Raw genomic sequence first — 18854 nt, forward strand, 5'->3', positions numbered from 1 at the left:
TTAGCCTCTGGGTTTGAGCCTTTGCGCGATCCGCTGCTGCGCCTCTTCCCCCTGCAAGGCGAGAGAGAAGGCGCGCGCCTCCAGATCGATGATGAAGTGCACCGCCTGCCTGAGCTCCTGCTTGAGCAGCGCCTTGCTCTTCTGTAGCGCCTTTGGCGGTTTGGCCGCCAGTTTCAACCCCTGTTCACGGGCCAGCGTCAACAGCACATCGGTGGTAACCACCCGGTTGGCGAGGCCCAGACGCAGCGCCTCTTCGGCATCAATGGCTTCGGCCAGCAGCAATAGCTCCGCCGCCTTCAGATGGCCCACGGCGCGTGGCAAGAGCAGGCTGGAGGCAAACTCCGGCACCAGCCCCAGTTCGACGAAAGGCAGTTGTAGCCGGGCATTGTCCGCCAGGTAGACCAGATCGCAGTGCAGCAGCAGCGTGGTGCCTATGCCGACGGCAGGTCCGCCGACTGCAGCCATGATGGGTTTGGGGAAATCGGCCAGGGTATGCAGGAACAGCAAAATGGGGTCGTCCGCCTCCAGCGTGTTCTTGCCCATAAAGTCGGCCAGATCATTGCCGGCAGTGAAGCAATCGCTCTGCCCCTGTATCAGCAATACATGCACGGCGTCATCTTGTGTCGCTTGGTGCAGTGCTTCGGTGAGGGCGAGATACATCTCGGTATTGAGCGCGTTACGCTTGTCGGGGCGATTGAGGGTCAGGGTGAGCAAGCCATCCTGCTGCTCGGCAACGATAATGGGGTCCATGTCTAAATCCTTGTTATCACAGGCTGTCAAAAGCTTACCGCTGCGGTAATCTTCACGGCGTTTAACAACATCATAAAAGGATTTCAACCATGTTTAAACGTACGTTTTATTCCCTGCTGGCGCTGGGACTGGCTGCGCCTGCTCTGGCCAAGGTCGAGGCCGTCGATGGCTATGTGCGGCTGTTGCCACCCGGTTCTCCCAATACCGCCGCTTTCCTGGTGCTGAAGAATGATGCCGACCAGCCGGTCAAGCTGGTGGCTGCCGCCTCGCCCGAAGTGGGCCGGGCCGAACTGCACACCCATCTGCACGAGAATGGAGTTATGAAGATGCGTCAGGTCGAGAGCATCGAGGTGCCGGCAAAAGGGGAAGTGGCGCTCAAACCCGGCAGCTTCCACATCATGCTGTTCGAGGTGCGCGAGCTTTCTCAGGGAACGCCCTTCCCGTTGACTCTGACCATGGATGACGGTCAGAAGCTGGAATTGAGCCTGCCAGTGAAGCCGATTGAACCCATGGCAGGCATGCAGCACTGACATTAATGGACGCTTGTTCAGTTTTTTACACTGTGTATTCCCGTCGCACTGGGTAAAATGATGGCCTTTCCAGTCCATAAGAGAGTGACATGATGAAGAAGACCTTGATTGCCGGTTGTGTGCTGGCCCTGTTCAGCCAGGCTGCCATGGCTGCTGATGACTGGCGTTTTGCGGCGGGTGCCGACGTATGGAACGCGCAAGGCAGCGGCCAGATCGACGGTATTGGCGCCAACGGCAGTTATGACGAGAACTATAACTGGAGCGGCTACTTGCAGCTGGAGCACGGCATCATACTGCTGCCCAACGCCAAGTTCGAAATCTCCGATTTTGGTAGCAGCGGCGGCGCTTTCAACAATGATCTGATGGCCTATGACCTGAGCCTCTACTATCGCCTGTTCAATAACGACCTGTTCCAGATCGATCTGGGTCTGACCGGTCGTCGTTACGATGGCGATTTCAATACTCAGCACTACTCCTATGACAAGGATGTGCTGATGGCTTACACCGGTGCCGAAGTGCGCATCCCGGGTACCGGCTTTGCCGCCTTTGGCGATGCCCGCGTGCAGGATGCCGACAACTATGACTACCGTCTGGGTGGCTCCTACAAGTTCGCTGCCGTCCCCCTCAAGGTACGTGCCGGCTGGCGTGATGCGAGCATGGACTTTGACCGCGTAGATCAGCGAGTTGACGGCTGGTTCATCGGTGGCGAATTCACTTTCTAATCTGGCTGTCAGCTGACGACGAGGAGCGATAATGGGCCACATCATAGTGACAGGGGCGGGATCCGGGCTGGGTCGCGCCCTGACGATAGGACTGGTTGAACGCGGTCATCGGGTCTCCATGATGGGGCGTCGTTATCAGCGGCTGCAGGAACAGGAGCGGCTGCTCGGCAGTGCCGTGATCGGCATCGCCGCCGATCTGGCGCATCACGAGGAAGTTGACGTAGCGTTTGCCGCTGCAGTGGAGTGGGGTGGCCTGCCCGATATGGTGATCCACTGCGCCGGGGTAGGCGAGTTTGGCCCGGTTGGTGTCTACACTGCCGAACAGATCCGCCGGGTGGTAGAGAGCAATCTCATCTCCACCATCCTGGTGGCTCAACAGACGGTGCGTCTCATCGGCGAGAGGGGCGGGGTGCTGGCCAACGTGCTCTCCTCCGCCGCTCAGGTAGGCAAGGCCAACGAGAGCCTCTACTGCGCCTCCAAATGGGGTATGCGCGGTTTTCTCGAGTCACTGCGGGCCGAGCTGAAAGGCTCGCCGCTGCGGCTGGTCAACCTCTACCCGAGCGGGATCCGCAGTGAATTCTGGGACAACTCGGAGCACGTGGATCCGAGCGGCTTCATGACCCCGGAAGATGCGGCGGCCTACATGCTGGATGCGCTGGAGGCCAGAAGCAGCTGCCACGTGACCGACCTCTTTATCGGCCGCAATCCCTGAGGCAGAGCCCTGCCATCCACTTTCTGTCGTCAGAGAAAGCAGAAACAAAAAGCGCGCCAGATGGCGCGCTTTTTTATGGTGGCTAAGGGGGCGTAATTAACGGCCCAGCTTGGCCTTGAGCAGGGCAACGATCTCGCTGATCGCCACTTCCTGCTTCTCGCCGGAGCGGCGGCACTTGTACTCCACCACACCGTTGTCCAGACCGCGATCGCCGATGACGATGGCGTGCGGCACACCCAGCAGCTCCATGTCGGCGAACATCACGCCCGGGCGCTCTTTACGGTCATCGAACAGCACATCCACACCGGCGGCTTTCAGCTCGGTGTAGAACTGCTGTGCCTGCTCGGCCACGCGCTCGGACTTATGCATGTTCATCGGCACTATGGCCACTTCGAACGGGGCGATGGCTTCCGGCCAGATGATGCCGTACTGGTCGTTGTTCTGCTCGATGGCAGCGGCCACCAGACGGGACACACCGATACCGTAGCAACCCATCTCCATGGTGACGGACTTGCCGCCTTCGTTCAGCACGCTCGCCTTCATGGCTTCGGAGTACTTGGTACCCAGCTGGAAGATATGGCCCACTTCGATGCCTCGCTTGAGCAGCAGCTTGCCCTGGCCACACGGGCTCGGGTCGCCTTCCACTACGTTGCGCAGGTCGGCAACGTCATAGGAGGCGATGTCGCGATCCCAGTTGGCACCGGTCAGGTGGAAACCGGTCTCGTTGGCGCCGCAGACGAAGTCCGCCAGATGGGCGGCGCTGCGATCGGCGATGATGCGACCGGCAAAGCCGACCGGGCCGATGGAGCCTGCGTCGCAACCGGCGGCAGCCTTGATCTGCTCGTCGTTGGCGAAGGTCAGCGGGTTGGCAACACCCGGCAGCTTCTCGGCCTTGATCTCGTTCAGCTCGTGGTCGCCACGCAGCACCAACGCGATGACGGCCTGCTTGCCGTGCTCGTCCGCTTCGGCCAGTACCAGCAGGGTCTTGGCGATGGCGGTCGGGACCACGTTCAGGAAGGCGGCGACTTCATCTATGGTGTGCACAGCCGGGGTGGCCACCTTGGTCAGGGCTTTGGTCGCGGCAGGGCGCTCGTCAGCCGGTGCCAGCGCTTCGGCCATCTCTATGTTGGCGGCGTAGTCGGAGCTGTCGGAGAAGGCGATCAGGTCTTCACCGCTCTCGGCCAGCACCTGGAATTCGTGGGAGCCGGTACCGCCGATGGAGCCGGTATCGGCTTGCACCGGACGGAAGTTCAGCCCCATGCGGGTGAAGGCGGCGCAGTAGGCGGCGTGCATCCGCTCGTAGGTCTCGATCAGCGAGGCCTTGTCGATGTGGAAGGAGTAGGCGTCCTTCATCAGGAACTCGCGACCACGCATCACACCGAAACGAGGGCGTACTTCATCGCGGAACTTGGTCTGGATCTGGTAGAGGTTGAGCGGCAGCTGCTTGTAGCTGTTCACTTCGTAACGCACCAGCGAGGTGATCACCTCTTCGTGGGTCGGGCCCAGCACGAAGGGACGGTTGTGACGGTCGGTCAGGCGGCACAGCTCGGGACCGTAATCATCCCAGCGGCCGGACTCCTGCCACAGCTCTGCGGGTTGCACCACCGGCATGGAGACTTCGATGGCACCAGCATTGTTCATCTCTTCGCGAACAATGTTCTCGATCTTTTTCAGTACCCGCAGGCCGGACGGCAGCCAGGCATACATGCCGGAGGCCAGTTTGCGGATCATGCCAGCGCGCAGCATCAGCTGATGGCTGACAACTTCGGCGTCGGACGGGGTTTCCTTGAGAGTGGAAAGCAGATATTGGCTGGTACGCATCGCTCGTGACCTTAGATAAGACGGGCCGCGGGGCCCTGGATAAATTCAAGAGCGGAATTTTAACAGGGAGGGCCCTGCGGCCCAAGGGCTAAATTTAGCGCAGCGGGAGAAAGCGGGGGCCTGGCCCCCGCCCGTGTCAGACCCGAAATTGCGACAGCAGTCGTTGTTGCAGCAGGCTGGCCTGATGCAGAGAGGAGGCCAGCTGCAGGCACTCCTGCGCCTCCTGCTCACCAGTCTGAGCCTGCAGACTGATACCGGAGACCTTGTCCGAGGTGTGGCTCAGGGTGTGGGAGAGCTGGCCTGTGGCATCCGCCACCTGCTGCACCATGTCGGCCAGATGGTCGATGGCTTCTTCCACCTTGAACAGGATCTGCTTGGTGTTGTCAGAATCCTGCATGCCTGACTCCACGGTTTTCAGGTTGCGCTGCATCATCAGGTAGGCCTTCTCGGTCTGCTGCTGAATGCTGTTGATCACCTCGGTGATCTCGGCACTGGAGGAGGCGGTACGGTTGGCCAGGGTGCGTACCTCGTCAGCCACCACGGCAAAACCCCGGCCCATCTCGCCAGCCCGGGCTGCCTCAATGGCGGCGTTGAGTGCCAGCAGGTTGGTCTGCTCCGAGATGCTGCTGATGGTGGAAATGATCTGACCAATCTGGCTCGCCTGCTCCTTGAGAGAGTTGATGGCGTTGGCACACTCGCCCACTTCCACCACCACCCGTTGCATGCCCGCGCTGGCCGACGCCACGTACTGGCTGCTCTCCGTGGTCAACTGACGTACCTCGTTGGCGTTTTGCGCCGCCAGGCTGCAATTATCAGAGATGGAGGTGGCGACCTGCACCATCTGCTCGCTGTCGTGGTGCAGCGCCTGGGCATGCTCGGCGGTCTGGCGGCTGCTCTGGCTGATGGCCTCGACCCGGTTGACCGAGGTGTGGACGTGATCGCTGATGTGCTGATTGTTGTCCATGGTGGAGCTGATCATCTTCTGCAACTTCTCGATGAAGCGGTCCACGTTGCCCGCTAGCGAGCCTATCTCATCATCCCGCTTGAGATTGATCCGTGCGTTGAGATCGCCGTCACCGGCGGCTATGTCCTGCATGCGTTGATTCACCTGCAGCAGGGGCCTGACGATGGCGCGAACCAGCCAGAACCCGCAGAAGGCAACTATCAGCAGACTTAGCACCAGGCCGCCCAGGATCAGATCCTTGGTATGGCTGATGATAGTGTTGAGCTGATTAACCTGATCTTCGACTGTGGCATCTCCCTTGGCTTCGACTTCGACAAGCTTTTGTTTGAGCTGATCGGCACTGCTTTCATAACTAGCCAGCTGATTCTGATAATCGCTCAGGGCCGTAATCCATTGGGTCATCTGGTTCTGAACTTCCGTTTGCAGCGTTCGGTATTGGGTCGTCAGCGGCTGGCCGGCAAACTCCCCTTCGCCGGGGACATCAAACAACCCGCTGCCCAGCATGGCGTCGACTGCCTCCCGGTAAAAGCGGGTCGCTTCCTTGATCTCGGCCTGAATGGCGGGGGTGGGGCCTTCGCTCTGCATCTTTTCCAGAGCATAGAGCTGGCGCAGGAAACCGATGTTGGCCTCCATGCCGCCATCGGCGGCATGCCACCGGGTAGCCAGGCCGCCGTTCCAGCTGATGGCTTGATCCGGTGACTGGGTGAGGCTCTCGACCGCGCCATCACCGACCACCTCCAACTGGGTTGAGAGGCGAGACATGCGTTCCGAGCTGGCGCGCAGTGCCTGATCGATGCGGGTGAAGGTGTTGTAGAGCATCAACAGCTTGTCCTGCTGTTGTTGATATGCCTGATGTTGCTGATTCATTGTGCTTATCGCTGTCTCATCGATGAGCTTGCCTTCACCCACCCGGTGCATGGCATCGGCGGTAGCCAGTCTGGCACGCTGTAATTCCGAATTGTCGAGCGGCATGCCCCTGAGCATCTTCTGGATATAGAGCGACTGGTTGCCAAGCTCAATGGATCCCTCCATGGCGCCATCGGCGGTCTGCCAAGCCGCTCCCAATACATAGGAGAGCAGGTCAGCCAGACGCTGGCTGCCATACCAGCCGATCGCCCCCATGCCCAGTGTGCAGCCGAGCAGGATAGTCAGCCCCAGATTCGATGTAGTGACAATTTTCATGATGCAGGACCTTCCTTGGTTCCGAACAAACCCAGTTCAGTGTTCTCTCAATGGCAAACATTCGCCATTCCCGGTGGAAAATAATGTTACTGCCCAGATCCGATCCAAGCATGGCTCCGAAAGCGCCAGAATGCCGAGAATCCTCTGTCATCCATCGCCGCCCTATGCTGGATACTTATCCAGTTATTCTTTATGCTATGAGCCAATTTACAGAGAGATGGTTTGGTGAGGAGAGAGCCGTGATCGGTCGCTTGAGAGGCGTAGTCATTGAGAAACAACCCCCCGAGGTGCTGCTGGAAGTCGGGGGCGTGGGCTATGAGGTACAGATGCCCATGAGCTGCTTCTATGATCTGCCCGAGATCGGCAAGGAAGCGACCATTCACATCCACTTCGTGGTGCGTGAGGATGCCCAGCTGCTGTATGGCTTCAACCACAAGCAGGAGCGGGCGCTGTTTCGCGAGCTGATCAAGACCAACGGCGTCGGCCCCAAGCTGGCACTGGCCATCCTCTCCGGCATGACGGCCACTCAATTTGTGCTGAGTGTCGAGCGCGAAGAGATAAGCTCCCTGGTCAAATTGCCGGGGGTGGGCAAGAAGACCGCCGAGCGGCTGGTGGTGGAGATGAAGGACAGGCTCAAGGGCTGGGTCAGTCACGATCTCTTCTCGCCGGCCGAGATCACCCTGCCGGCCAAGGAGAGCCAGTTGCGGGCGCCCGATGCTAGCGAAGAGGCGGCCAGCGCGCTGGTGGCTCTGGGCTACAAGCCGCAGCAGGCCAGCCAGATCGTCAGCAAGATAGCCATAGATGGGATGTCGGTGGAAGATATCATCCGTGAATCCCTGCGTAGTCTGGTGTGAGGTAGGCAATGATTGAAGCGGACCGTCTCATTTCCGCCACCGGCGTGCGTGAGGATGAGATCATCGATCGGGCCATACGGCCAAAGATGCTGGCCGATTACACCGGTCAGGATCCCGTCTGCGAGCAGATGGAGATCTTCATCGAGGCAGCGCGTCAGCGCGGTGAGGCACTCGATCACTTGCTGATCTTCGGCCCGCCGGGTCTGGGCAAGACCACGCTCGCGAACATAGTGGCCAACGAGATGGGGGTCAACATCAAGACCACCTCGGGTCCTGTGCTGGAAAAGGCCGGCGATCTGGCGGCGCTGCTCACCAACCTCGAACCCAATGATGTTCTGTTTATCGACGAAATCCACCGCTTGAGCCCAGTGGTGGAGGAGGTGCTCTATCCGGCGATGGAGGATTACCAGCTCGACATCATGATAGGGGAGGGCCCCGCCGCCCGCTCCATCAAGCTCGACTTGCCTCCCTTTACCCTGATCGGCGCCACTACCCGGGCCGGCTCCCTGACCAGCCCGCTGCGGGATCGTTTCGGCATAGTGCAGCGGCTGGAGTTCTACAACGTCAAGGATTTGACCGACATCGTCTCCCGCAGCGCCCGTTGCCTGGGGCTGGAGATGACCAATGACGGCGCCCTGGAATTGGCCCGTCGTTCCCGCGGTACACCGCGGATTGCCAACCGTTTGTTGCGCCGCGTGCGCGACTTTGCCCAGGTCAAGTCTGATGGCCGGATAGACGGACCCATAGCGGCCCGAGCCATGGACATGCTGGACGTGGACAATGAAGGTTTCGACTTCATGGACCGCAAGCTATTGTTGGCTGTGATAGACAAGTTTCTGGGGGGCCCTGTGGGTCTTGATAACCTGGCGGCCGCCATAGGTGAAGAGAAAGACACTATCGAGGATGTGCTGGAACCCTATCTGATCCAGCAGGGCTATCTGCAACGTACACCCAGAGGGCGGATGGCGACACCGAGAGCATATGCGCATTTTGGCTTGCAACGGCCAGATGAAAGGTGAAAACAGCTGTTTGAACAAAAAACCGCCACCAAGGGCGGTTTTTTGTTATCCGGACAAAAAAAAGCCCACGGCGGATGCAGTGGGCAAAGACAATTCAGGATGGATGTTCACAGACAGTGAGTGCGTCTGGACACAGACCGGAAAAAACAGAGGAGCCGTCGCGAGGCCTCAGAGTCGGTTCATTTGGTAGAGCTGAACGAAGGAAAGCTTGTAGTAACGGATGGTTTTAGCAACAAACTTTTTCATCTTAAATTCCCATAGACAGGTTCGAAATGTTCATCGAATACGTACCGGGAACCCAGATTGACCGGCCTGTATCCAAGGGTATGCCCTCACTGCGAGGCGCATTGTAGGAGCTCTGCCTGATGTGGACAAACAAGAAAAATTACCTATGTCAGATTAGATTAACTAATCATTTGGCGGGCTTGTGGAATTAGCATGAACATGCGTTTTTACTGGTTTTTAATCGGGTTTATTGGATGATAGACCAAGTCAGGAAAACATTATGAAAATCACATTGTCAGTTTTTTTTAAACAGAACCTTCACTTATTTAACTTAACGCTTAAGTTGTTTTAAATCAGTGGTTTATCTTTTCATTGTTTTTGTGATGCAGTTCTAAAAATAAAATGGAATATACATATAAAAATGCCTTTAAAAGGCATGTATCCATGATGGTTTTACATTGATTTCAATCAAATAAAGGTGATATAAAACACAGGTCATTATAGGTTGGAATAAAGCGGGCTGGATTGTTTTGAAAATGTTAAACATTAGCTTTTTTTGTTCCAGAGTATTGCCTTGTTGTTAATGCTGGTAGCAGTCGAATCCGGTCGCTAGTGCAAGTTGTAACATGACCGAGAATTCGGGGACTTCCAACGGAAGCTTTGTCCTTAAAACTTAAAATAGCCGTGCCAATAATCGGTGAGGAAACATCATGATTGCTGAGCATGTGGTAGACCTATCGCGGTTCCAATTCGCTGCGACGGCCCTTTATCACTTCCTGTTTGTGCCCCTGACGCTCGGAATGGCCTTCATTCTGGCGATCATGGAATCTGTCTATGTGATGACCAACAACACTATCTACCGGGACATGACTAAGTTCTGGGGCAAGTTGTTCGGTATTAACTTCGCCCTCGGGGTTACCACAGGGCTGACCATGGAGTTTCAGTTCGGTACCAACTGGGCCTATTACTCCCACTATGTTGGCGATATCTTCGGGGCCCCGTTGGCCATCGAAGGCTTGATGGCCTTCTTCCTGGAATCCACCTTCGTCGGCATGTTCTTCTTTGGCTGGGATCGTCTGACCAAACGCCAGCACCTCGCTGCAACCTGGTTGATGGCGTTGGGAACCAACCTCTCCGCCCTCTGGATCCTGGTGGCCAACGGCTGGATGCAGAACCCGGTCGGTGCAGAGTTCAACTTCGAGTCCATGCGGATGGAGATGGTGAGCTTCGCCGAACTGGTGTTCAACCCGGTTGCCCAGGTCAAATTTGTCCACACAGTCGCGGCCGGCTATACCACGGGCGCCATGTTCGTGCTGGGCATTTCCTCCTATTACCTGCTGAAGAATCGTGATGTGGCCTTCGCCCGTCGCTCCTTCGCCATCGCAGCGGCCTTCGGTATGGCCTCCATCCTCTCCGTGCTGATCCTCGGTGACGAGTCCGGCTACGAGACGGGTGAAGTGCAGAAGGTGAAGCTGGCGGCCATCGAAGCCGAGTGGAACACCGAGCCGGCACCTGCCTCCTTTACCCTGTTCGGCATTCCGAATCAGGAAGAGATGCGTACCGATTACGCCATCAAGATCCCCTATGCGCTTGGCATCATTGCCACCCGTTCCCTCGATGGTCAGGTCACCGGCCTCAAGGATCTGAAGAGCGAGCACGAGCTGCGCGTGCGTAACGGCATGACCGCCTACGATCTGCTGACCAAGCTGCAATCCGGCGACAAGTCCGACGATACCCGTGCCCGCTTCGATGAAGTGAAGCAGGATCTGGGCTACGGTCTGCTGCTCAAGCGTTACACCAATAATGTGACCGACGCGACCGATGAACAGATCAAGGCTGCTGTGGATGACTCCATCCCGCAGGTTGCACCACTGTTCTTCGCCTTCCGCATCATGGTTGCCTGCGGCATGCTGATGCTGGTCCTGATCGGCCTGGCCTTCTATGACAGTACCCGTCACAAGATCGGTGAGCGCAAGTGGCTGCTCAAGGCGCTGCTGTACGGTATCCCGCTGCCCTGGATCGCCATCGAGTGTGGCTGGTTCGTTGCGGAATATGGCCGTCAGCCCTGGACCATAGCCGAAGTGCTGCCGACCTCCGTCTCCGCATCCAACGTGCCGGCGTCCGAGATCTGGTTCTCCCTGATCGGGATCTGTCTGTTCTATACCGTACTGCTGATCATCGAGATGTACCTGATGTTCAAGTATGCGCGTCTGGGCCCAAGCAGCCTGAAGACGGGCAAGTACCACTTCGAACAGAGCAAGGCATAAGGAGAGTAACCCATGTTTGATTACGAAATGTTGCGTCTGGTCTGGTGGGTGCTGGTCGGTGTCTTGCTGATCGGTTTCGCCATCACCGACGGCTTCGATATGGGGGTGGGCGCACTGCTCCCCTTCGTCGGCAAGAAGGATGTCGAGCGTCGGGTGATGCTCAACACCATGGGACCGCACTGGGAAGGCAATCAGGTATGGCTGGTGACTGCCGGTGGCGCCCTGTTTGCCGCCTGGCCAATGGTCTATGCGGCGGCCTTCTCCGGCTTCTACATCGCCATGATCCTGACGCTGATGGCGTTGTTCTTCCGCCCGGTCGGCTTCAAGTACCGTTCCCTGCGTGAAGACGCCAAGTGGCGCAGCAACTGGGACTGGGCGCTGTTCATCGGCAGTGCTGTGCCGCCCATTGTGTTTGGCGTGGCATTCGGCAACCTGCTGCAGGGCGTACCGTTCGACTTCAACCAGTTCATGATGCTGACCTATCACGGCAACTTCTTCGGTCTGCTCAATCCGTTCGGCCTGCTGGCCGGCCTGGTGAGCCTGTTCATGCTGGTCACTCAAGGGGCGACTTGGCTGATGATGAAGACCGACGGTGAAGTGCTGGCCCGCTCCCGCACTGCCGCCATGATCTGCTCGCTGCTGACCCTGGTACTGTTCGGTCTGGCCGGATTCTGGGTCAGTGGCATGGAAGGCTATGTGGTGGTCAAGGCGGCCGCGACCGATGCCGTTTCCAATCCGATGAACAAGGAAGTGGTACGTCAGGCCGGAGCCTGGATGAACAACTACAGCCTCTATCCCTGGATGGTAGCCGCGCCGGTATTGGGTCTGGCCATGAGCCTGCTGACCGCGCTGTTCGCCAAACTGAACAAGGGCTGGCTGGCGTTTACCAGCTCCTCTCTGGCGGTTGCCGGCGTGATCCTGACTGCGGGCTTCTCCATGTTCCCGTTCGTGATGCCTTCCAGTCTTGAGCCGTCACTGAGCCTGACCATGTGGGATGCCACTGCCTCCTTCAACACCCTCAAGGTGATGACGGTGGCGGCTGCCATCTTCGTACCGATTGTGCTGGGTTATACCCTGTGGACTTACATCAAGATGTTCGGCCGGGTGACCAGCAAGCACATCGAAGACAACCAACAATCGCTCTACTAAGAAGGTGCCCTGATATGTGGTATTTCACCTGGATCCTGGGTCTGTTGCTGGCTTGCGCATTTGGCATCATCAATGCGCTCTGGCTGGAGCACACCGAGAACATGGATCGCCAGATCGATGAGAACAAGTGATCGACTCGCCCGGTTGGCCGCTCCTCTGGTGCGCCAACCCTGGCAGGGGTTGATATTGGTAGCGGCGGCCCTGTTGGCCGTCGCTATTTTGCAGGCCCCCAATCTGGTGGCCGCCAACACCAGTGAGCACGGCCTCTGGCTCGCTCCCTGGCTGATGTGGGCGGTCTGCTGCGGCGTGATGCACGGGCTGGGATTTCATCCCCGCAGCCTCCTCGGTCGCGTACTGTTTTGCCCTTGGCTCGCCTGGCCCAGCTTGTTATATGGGCTCTGGTTGACTCAAGGCTATTTCCTTTCATAAAAAACGGGGGGAGGCAGGATTTCCCTGCCTCCCCCTGCTTCTTTCCTATTCAGCCCTGCGCTATGATAGCCCCCCATCTGACTGTCGAATGGATCACAGATTGTTATGGGGGAAGTCTCTGAGTTTCCGGTGCGTGTCTACTACGAAGACACGGACGCCGGGGGCATCGTCTACAACGCCAATTATCTCAAGTTTATGGAACGTGCTCGCACCGAGTTTCTGCGCGCTGGTGGCATCGAACAAGATGCCCTGCTGCGTGACGGACACGCGTTTGTGGTGAGTCGAACAGAGATCGATTTCCGCTCGGCGGCCCGTTTTAATGAACTTTTGACCGTGTTAACGCAAGTGACTGAAGTGAAACGCGCCTCCATGCGCTTCTCACAACGGATACTGGCGGCTGATGGACGACTGATCACCCAGGCCATGGTACAGATAGCCTGTGTCAGTCATCCGCATATGAAACCTGTTGCAATACCTGAAAATGTGAAGGGAGTGCTGTTAAGTGCACGCTGAAATTTCGTTTATTGGCCTGTTTTGGCAAGCCAGCCTGTTGGTAAAACTGGTCATGATGACCCTGATGGGGATGTCTGTGGTCTCTTGGGCGCTGATCTTCCAACGCTCCAAGGTCATCAAGGCGGCCAACATCGCATCGGAGCAGTTTGAGGACCGATTCTGGTCCGGGGTCGACCTCAACCGTCTCTACCAAGAGTCCTCTTCCCGCCGCGACGACATCGAAGGCATGGAAGACATCTTCTATTCCGGCTTCAAGGAATATGCCCGCCTGCTCAAGGCCGGTGCTCGTGGCCAGGATGCGGTGATGGACGGTACTTATCGTGCCATGCGGGTATCTCTTTCCCGTGCGGTAGACGAGCTGGAGTCCAACCTGCCAGTGTTGGCGACTGTCGGCTCCATCAGTCCTTATATCGGTCTGTTTGGTACCGTATGGGGCATCATGAACGCCTTTATTGCCCTGGGTCAGGTGCAGCAGGCCACCCTGCAGATGGTGGCACCGGGTATCGCGGAGGCACTGATCGCCACCGCCATGGGCCTGTTCGCGGCCATTCCCGCAGTTATTTTCTACAACCGGTTTACCAACAAGGTAGAGAAGCTGGAGAACGCCTACGCCAACTTCATGGACGAGTTCACCACCATACTGAACCGTCAGATTGCACAGCAGCAGGGTGATCAGTAATGCAAACCTATCAGCGGATCCGGCGCAAGAAGGTGTGCGAGATCAACGTGGTTCCCTATATCGACGTCATGCTGGTGCTGCTTATCATCTTCATGGCGGTGACGCCGGTGATCACGCAAGGGGTCAAGGTTGACCTGCCACAGGCGGAGTCCGAACAGTTGCCGGAAGATGCAAAACCGCCCTTCATCGTCAGCGTCAACACCGAAGGTGAGTACGTCATCAAGGCCGGTGAGGCCGATGATGAGCCAGTGCCGAGCGGCACGCCGGAGGCGATGCAGCAGTACATCACCGAGAAGGCCATGGGTTACCTGGCCATCAACCAGAATGCGCCTGTGGTGGTCGCGGGTGATAAGGCTGTGCGCTACGAAGAGGTGATCCTGCTGATGGTGGCCCTCAAGAAAGCGGGTGTGCCTCAGGTTGGTCTGATGACAGATCCGGTGAACTAACGGAGATGGATGTGAAGCGTGGTATTTCCGGTTATCTCATTGCGTCGCTTCTGCTGCACCTGATCATCGGCATCATCCTGTTTGTCGGGCTCGACTTCAGTAAACCGAAGCGACCCGAGTCGAAGGGAGAGATCGTCAATGCCGTTATGCTCGACGAAAATTTCCTCAATGAACAGGCCAAGCAGATCCAGCAGCAAAAGTCTCAGCCCAAGCCTCAGAAGGTAGAGAAAGAGAAGGATAAGGAAGACACGGATCTCGCCAAGCGTGAGCTGGCCCAGCAGCAGGAACGGTTGCGCATTGCCGAAACCAAGCGCAAGGAGGCCGAAGAGGCCACCCGCAAGGCAGAGGCTGAAAAGCAGAAGAAAGTAGCCGAGCAGAAGCAGGCGGAGGAGAAGGCCCAGAAAGCCGAGGAAGCCCGCAAGCTGGAAGAGCAGAAAACCAAGACGGCGGAAGCCGAGCGCAAGGCTGCAGAAGCAGAGAGCAAGGCGCTGGCGCTGAAGAAGAAAAAGGAACAAGAGAAGAAAGAGGCTGAGGAAAAGCAGGCCAAGGCGGCAGAAGCCAAGGCCAAGAAAGCAGAGGCTGACAAGAAGGCCAAAGCCGAAGCCGAGAAGAAAGCCAAGGCAGAAGCTGAGAAACAAGCCAAGGCTGAAGCAGACAAGAAAGCCAAAGAGGCCAAGGAAGAGGCTGCCAAGCAGGCAAAAGCTGACGCAGAGAAGAAAGCCAAGGCCGAGGCCGACAAGCAGGCCAAGATAGCGGCAGAGCGCAAGCGCAAGGCAGCTGAGGAAGCCAAACTGCAAAAAGAGATGGAAGACATGATGCAGCAGCAGCTGGCGGCTGAGGCCAATGCTCGCAGTCAGGCGGCGTCTGCCGCAGCGAAAGGCGAGGTCGATAAATACGCTGCACTCATCAAGGCAACTGTTGAGCGATATATGATTTTGGATCCCACCATGCGGGGCAAAACATGTACTATCGGCGTACGTCTTGCGAGCTCTGGTTTTGTCATATCGGTAGATAACGGTCAGGGTGACCCGGCAGTCTGTCGTTCCGGCAAGGCGGCCGTATTGAAGGCAAATCAACTGCCGGTGCCGAAAGATCCTGCGGCATTTGAGATGTTGAAGGAGTTCAATCTCAAGCTGGAGCCGAACATCTAGACCTGATGGAAGAGGTATTGTTTAGCGTGGTTGGCAGCATCTTGCCGAGAAAGGAAGTTAATCTCTCATTTTTATTGGAACCGAGTATTTAAGCCATGATAAGAAAAGTGTTTTTTGCTTTGGTTGGCTGCTTGTTGCTGGGCCAGAGTGCCCAGGCGGCCTTGGACATCGTCATCACTGGTGGTATCGACAGTGCACGGCCTATTGCTGTTGCTCCCTTCAAGTGGGAAGGCAATGGTCAGTTGCCGCAGGATATTGCGGAAGTGGTCTCCAACGATCTGATGCGCAGTGGCAAGTTCAAACCGCTGGCTCGTGGCCAGATGCCACAGACACCGAGCAGCAGTGGCGAGATCAACTTCGCTCCCTGGGCATCTCAAGGGGTCGAAGCTGTGGTGGTCGGTTCCATTGCAGCCGTCAGTGACGGTACTTACAAGATCAACTTCGAGCTGGTCGACGTACTGAAGGGCCAGCTGGCCAAGACTCAGGGCGGCGAGAGCAACGGCTACATCCTGGACAGCCGCATGGCGACCATCCCGGGTGCCCAGATGCGCCAGTTTGCCCACCGTATCTCCGACATCGTCTATGAGCGTCTGACCGGCGAGCGTGGTGCCTTCCTGACTCGTCTGGCGTACGTTTCCGTGCAACAGGGAACCCAGTTCCCGTACCAGCTGCGGATCGCCGACTATGACGGTTACAACGAGAAGACACTGCTGCGCTCCCGCGAGCCGCTGATGTCACCGGCCTGGTCGCCGGATGGCAGCAAGCTGGCCTACGTGAGCTTCGAGAACCAGAAGTCCGAAATCTACGTGCAGGACATCTACACCCAGCAGCGCAGTCTGATCAGCAGTTTCCGTGGTATCAACGGGGCGCCGGAATGGTCTCCGGATGGTCGTCGCTTGGCTATCGTTCTCTCCAAAGATGGCTCACCGAACCTCTATGTGATTGATGTCGCTAGCAAGCAGCTGACCAGGGTCACCACCAGCCGAGTGATCGACACCGAACCCTCCTGGATGCCGGACGGGCAAAGTTTGTTGTTCACCTCTGAACGTGGTGGCAAACCCCAGATTTATAGCGTAAATTTGGCGACTGGTATGACTCACCGGATGACGTGGGAAGGTGAATCCAACCAGGGTGCATCCATTACTCCTGATGGCAAAATCATGGTGATGGTAACCCGTGTTCAGGGACAATACCGTATTGCCCGTCAGGACATGGAAAACAATGCCCTGTTGGTCCTTACCCAGAGTGCTCTGGATGAGTCGCCAAGTGTGGCTCCCAATGGCAGCATGATCATTTATGCCACCATCTATCAAGGTCGCAAGAGCCTGGCGTTGGTATCGACCGATGGTCGCTTCAAGGCTGTGCTTCCGACCAGTAGCGGTGAAATTCGTGCACCAGCTTGGTCGCCCTTCTTGAATTGATAAAAATTCGATTGTTTTTTGTTTTGTTATAAAGGTTTAAGGAAATAGCATGCAACTCAATAAACTGCTCAAGGGTTTGGCCATCGCACTGCCACTGTTCACCCTGGCCGCTTGTAGCTCCTCTTCTGATTCCGACGCCGCAGGCGCCGAGTCAGGCATGACCGACGGCATGGGCGGTGTACAAACCGGTGGCGCAAACGGCATGTTGTCCCCGGAAGAGCAGATGCGTCAGAAGTTCGAAGCACTGCAGCGCGACAACGTAATCTACTTCCCGTTTGATGGTTATGACATTCAGGGTCAGTACGCTGATCTGCTGGATGCACACGCCAGCTACCTGCGTGAGCGTCCGTCCGTCAAGGTGTTGATCGAAGGCCACGCCGATGAGCGCGGTACTCCGGAATACAACATTGCACTGGGCGAGCGTCGCGCTAAGGCTGTAGCCAAGTATCTGCAAACCCTGGGTGTGCAGGCTGAGCAGCTTTCTATCGTCAGCTATGGCGAAGAGAAGCCGCTGGATATGTCTCATACCGAGGATGCCTTTGCCAAAAACCGCCGTGCGGTTCTGGTTTACTAAGGTTTGACTCGAATGAAATTCGTGTATAAGCAAGCGGCCATTTCGATGGCCGTTTTATTTGCACTAAACGCTAAGGTTTATTCCGAATGAAGCTCGTGTACAAGCAAGCGACTATTGTGATGGCCGTTTTATTTGCACTGAGCGCTCAGGCGGCTGCGCCCGTGAGCGATCTCAGTGGCGGTGGTGGCGTGGCCCTTAGCGGCAACAATGGCGCCATCATGCCCACAGGCAGCCTGGAAGACAGGGTCGCCTTGCTGGAGCGTACCCTCAATGCCCGTCTGCGCCTGCAAGCCGAGTTGCAGCAACAGGTGGATTCCCTGCAAGGGGAGGTCTCCGAACTGCGCGGCCAGCTGGAACAGCAAACCTACCAGATGGCTCAGTCGCAAGAGCGTCAGCGCCAGCTCTACCAGGAGCTCGACAAGGTGGCCAACAGCCAGCCTGCTGCTGCCCCCGCCACACCGGCGGCCGGTGCGAGCGCAGCTCCTGCTGCTGCGGCCAACTACTCCGCCAATCTGGATGAAAATCAGGCCTATGATGCGGCCGTGAACATGGTGCTGAAGGACAAGAACTACGACAAGGCCATCCCCGCCTTCGAAGGATTCATCAAACAGTACCCAAGTTCGGGCTATGTGCCGAATGCCCACTACTGGCTCGGCCAACTGCTGTTCAACAAGGGTGACAGAACCGGTGCTGCTGCCCAGTTCTCTACCGTGGCGAACAAGTTCAGCAAGTCTCCCAAGCGGGCCGATGCCCTGCTGAAGCTGGGCATGCTGGCACAGCTTGATGGCAAGAAAGCGGAAGCCAAGACCTTCTATGAGCAGGTGATCAAGGGCTATCCCAACACCTCGCCGGCCCAATTGGCCAAGCAGAGTCTGAGCAAGTTGTAGCATTGCCGTATGTCACTGTTTTCGTAACGGTCTTGTAAATATGGTCCTGCTTTGTATGCGCAGTGAACAATCAGATTTAATTTAAGATTTTTCTATTGCGCCAGGATGATAAATCCGTAATATAGGCCGCCGTCAGAGCCGGTGCAGTATTGCAGTCGGTTATGGTCGTGGTGAGGGTCGTTAGCTCAGTCGGTAGAGCAGTTGACTTTTAATCAATTGGTCGCTGGTTCGAATCCAGCACGACCCACCATTTCTCCACCAGGTGGAGACAGAATTCCCAGGTCGTTTAGCTCAGCTGGGAGAGCACCTCCCTTACAAGGAGGGGGTCACTGGTTCGATCCCAGTAACGACCACCAGTTTGTAAGTAAAATGATTTAGATGGGTCGTTAGCTCAGTCGGTAGAGCAGTTGACTTTTAATCAATTGGTCGCTGGTTCGAATCCAGCACGACCCACCATCATTTCAAGAATCCCAGGTCGTTTAGCTCAGCTGGGAGAGCACCTCCCTTACAAGGAGGGGGTCACTGGTTCGATCCCAGTAACGACCACCAGTTTGTAAGT

Annotated in this window: 19 protein-coding genes and 4 tRNA genes; 20 read left to right on the forward strand and 3 right to left on the reverse strand. The window is 57.0% G+C overall.

All coding sequences use genetic code 11. From position 1 onward, the window contains the following. Positions 1–750: an enoyl-CoA hydratase-related protein gene (locus tag ACW5XD_RS12180; protein ID WP_456495105.1), complete on the reverse strand. Its 750-nt coding sequence runs from the start codon at positions 748–750 to the stop codon at positions 1–3. An 89-nt stretch (positions 751–839) separates the two neighbouring features. On the opposite strand from ACW5XD_RS12180, the gene ACW5XD_RS12185 reads away from it, so the two are divergent. From ACW5XD_RS12185 to ACW5XD_RS12195, 3 genes are all read left to right on the forward strand, one after another. Then, positions 840–1280, forward strand: a complete 441-nt coding sequence (locus tag ACW5XD_RS12185) for a copper chaperone PCu(A)C (RefSeq protein ID WP_447827888.1) — start codon at positions 840–842, stop codon at positions 1278–1280. 92 nt (positions 1281–1372) lie between these two features. Next, positions 1373–2002, forward strand: coding sequence for a TIGR04219 family outer membrane beta-barrel protein (locus tag ACW5XD_RS12190; protein ID WP_456495121.1), 630 nt, complete (start codon positions 1373–1375; stop codon positions 2000–2002). Positions 2003–2033: 31 nt separating this feature from the next. Continuing rightward, positions 2034–2714 (forward strand): SDR family oxidoreductase, encoded by a 681-nt coding sequence (locus tag ACW5XD_RS12195; RefSeq protein WP_456495106.1) that lies wholly within the window; start codon positions 2034–2036, stop codon positions 2712–2714. 96 nt (positions 2715–2810) lie between these two features. On the opposite strand, the gene ACW5XD_RS12200 is transcribed toward ACW5XD_RS12195, so the two are convergent. Both ACW5XD_RS12200 and ACW5XD_RS12205 read right to left on the reverse strand, forming a co-directional pair. Next, the gene (locus ACW5XD_RS12200; RefSeq protein ID WP_456495107.1) at positions 2811–4535 is read right to left on the reverse strand and encodes a proline--tRNA ligase; all 1725 of its coding nucleotides are present in this window, start codon (positions 4533–4535) and stop codon (positions 2811–2813) included. A 136-nt stretch (positions 4536–4671) separates the two neighbouring features. After that, complete coding sequence (locus tag ACW5XD_RS12205) at positions 4672–6681, reverse strand: methyl-accepting chemotaxis protein (RefSeq protein WP_456495108.1); 2010 nt, start codon at positions 6679–6681, stop codon at positions 4672–4674. Between the two features lie 239 nt (positions 6682–6920). On the opposite strand from ACW5XD_RS12205, the gene ruvA reads away from it, so the two are divergent. The 17 genes from ruvA (at position 6921) to ACW5XD_RS12290 (ending at position 18844) form a co-directional block, all read left to right on the forward strand. After that, complete coding sequence (gene ruvA / locus ACW5XD_RS12210) at positions 6921–7535, forward strand: Holliday junction branch migration protein RuvA (RefSeq protein ID WP_456495109.1); 615 nt, start codon at positions 6921–6923, stop codon at positions 7533–7535. 8 nt (positions 7536–7543) lie between these two features. Further along, positions 7544–8554, forward strand: a complete 1011-nt coding sequence (gene ruvB / locus ACW5XD_RS12215) for a Holliday junction branch migration DNA helicase RuvB (protein WP_456495110.1) — start codon at positions 7544–7546, stop codon at positions 8552–8554. A gap of 935 nt (positions 8555–9489) precedes the next feature. Continuing rightward, on the forward strand, positions 9490–11046 hold the full coding sequence (cydA, locus tag ACW5XD_RS12220) for a cytochrome ubiquinol oxidase subunit I (protein ID WP_456495111.1): 1557 nt from the start codon (positions 9490–9492) through the stop codon (positions 11044–11046). 12 nt (positions 11047–11058) lie between these two features. Then, positions 11059–12195 (forward strand): cytochrome d ubiquinol oxidase subunit II, encoded by a 1137-nt coding sequence (cydB, locus tag ACW5XD_RS12225; RefSeq protein WP_456495112.1) that lies wholly within the window; start codon positions 11059–11061, stop codon positions 12193–12195. 14 nt (positions 12196–12209) lie between these two features. Continuing rightward, positions 12210–12326 carry a cytochrome bd-I oxidase subunit CydX gene (gene cydX, locus ACW5XD_RS12230; RefSeq protein ID WP_005304933.1) on the forward strand — a complete coding sequence of 39 codons (117 nt, stop codon included), beginning with the start codon at positions 12210–12212 and terminating at the stop codon, positions 12324–12326. Next, on the forward strand, positions 12313–12624 hold the full coding sequence (locus ACW5XD_RS12235; RefSeq protein WP_456495113.1) for a cyd operon YbgE family protein: 312 nt from the start codon (positions 12313–12315) through the stop codon (positions 12622–12624). Before cydX ends, ACW5XD_RS12235 begins: the two co-directional genes overlap by 14 nt. 105 nt (positions 12625–12729) lie before the next feature. Then, complete coding sequence (gene ybgC, locus ACW5XD_RS12240; protein ID WP_456495114.1) at positions 12730–13137, forward strand: tol-pal system-associated acyl-CoA thioesterase; 408 nt, start codon at positions 12730–12732, stop codon at positions 13135–13137. Then, complete coding sequence (gene tolQ, locus ACW5XD_RS12245) at positions 13127–13816, forward strand: protein TolQ (protein WP_042036136.1); 690 nt, start codon at positions 13127–13129, stop codon at positions 13814–13816. Before ybgC ends, tolQ begins: the two co-directional genes overlap by 11 nt. Next, positions 13816–14262 carry a protein TolR gene (tolR, locus tag ACW5XD_RS12250; protein ID WP_456495115.1) on the forward strand — a complete coding sequence of 149 codons (447 nt, stop codon included), beginning with the start codon at positions 13816–13818 and terminating at the stop codon, positions 14260–14262. Before tolQ ends, tolR begins: the two co-directional genes overlap by 1 nt. Positions 14263–14267: 5 nt before the next feature. Then, positions 14268–15413, forward strand: a complete 1146-nt coding sequence (gene tolA, locus ACW5XD_RS12255) for a cell envelope integrity protein TolA (RefSeq protein WP_456495116.1) — start codon at positions 14268–14270, stop codon at positions 15411–15413. Between the two features lie 95 nt (positions 15414–15508). Continuing rightward, the gene (tolB, locus tag ACW5XD_RS12260) at positions 15509–16834 is read left to right on the forward strand and encodes a Tol-Pal system beta propeller repeat protein TolB (RefSeq protein ID WP_456495117.1); all 1326 of its coding nucleotides are present in this window, start codon (positions 15509–15511) and stop codon (positions 16832–16834) included. A gap of 49 nt (positions 16835–16883) precedes the next feature. Further along, complete coding sequence (gene pal, locus ACW5XD_RS12265; protein ID WP_005304908.1) at positions 16884–17408, forward strand: peptidoglycan-associated lipoprotein Pal; 525 nt, start codon at positions 16884–16886, stop codon at positions 17406–17408. Between the two features lie 86 nt (positions 17409–17494). Beyond that, the gene (gene ybgF / locus ACW5XD_RS12270; protein WP_456495118.1) at positions 17495–18295 is read left to right on the forward strand and encodes a tol-pal system protein YbgF; all 801 of its coding nucleotides are present in this window, start codon (positions 17495–17497) and stop codon (positions 18293–18295) included. Between the two features lie 174 nt (positions 18296–18469). Continuing rightward, positions 18470–18545: transfer RNA gene (locus ACW5XD_RS12275), tRNA-Lys, on the forward strand. A 30-nt stretch (positions 18546–18575) separates the two neighbouring features. After that, positions 18576–18651 (forward strand) — tRNA-Val (locus ACW5XD_RS12280). 24 nt (positions 18652–18675) lie between these two features. Next, a tRNA-Lys gene (locus ACW5XD_RS12285) sits at positions 18676–18751 on the forward strand. Positions 18752–18768: 17 nt separating this feature from the next. Next, positions 18769–18844 (forward strand) — tRNA-Val (locus tag ACW5XD_RS12290). Positions 18845–18854: the final 10 nt, after the last annotated feature.

Source organism: Aeromonas enterica (assembly GCF_054052465.1).